The 488-nt window shown below is 50.8% G+C and carries 2 tRNA genes; both read right to left on the reverse strand.

Annotated elements, in window-relative coordinates:
* Positions 1-235 precede the first annotated feature (235 nt).
* Positions 236-311 (reverse strand) — tRNA-Ala (locus AAY47_RS19290).
* A gap of 20 nt (positions 312-331) precedes the next feature.
* A tRNA-Ile gene (locus AAY47_RS19295) sits at positions 332-408 on the reverse strand.
* Between the last annotated feature and the right edge of the window lie 80 nt (positions 409-488).

Genomic DNA, 488 nt, shown 5'->3' on the forward strand with positions numbered 1-488 from the left:
AGCACGTCCTTCATCGCCTCTGACTGCCTAGGCATCCACCGTGTACGCTTAGTCGCTTAACCTGACAACCCGAAGGTGTCTTCGGATTGACGGGTCTGAGAGACTCACCCGTGCTGATGAATTCATCGTCACGGGCTGTTTCAAATTTTCAGCTTGTTCCAGATTGTTAAAGAGCTTACATTTCACAACACACGGCTTTGCATGTGTTCGGAAATGATTATAAATCAGAAGAGGATGGTGGAGCTAAGCGGGATCGAACCGCTGACCTCCTGCGTGCAAGGCAGGCGCTCTCCCAGCTGAGCTATAGCCCCATCGAGGTGTCCGGAAAAGTTGGTAGGCCTGAGTGGACTTGAACCACCGACCTCACCCTTATCAGGGGTGCGCTCTAACCACCTGAGCTACAAGCCTATTCCGTCCCGTCTCTTCTTTATTTCATCAGACAATCTGTGTGAGCACTGCACCAAAAACTACTATCTTTCGGTAAGGAG

The sequence above is a fragment of the Xenorhabdus griffiniae genome (genome assembly GCF_001028135.1).
GTDB lineage: Bacteria > Pseudomonadota > Gammaproteobacteria > Enterobacterales > Enterobacteriaceae > Xenorhabdus > Xenorhabdus bakwenae.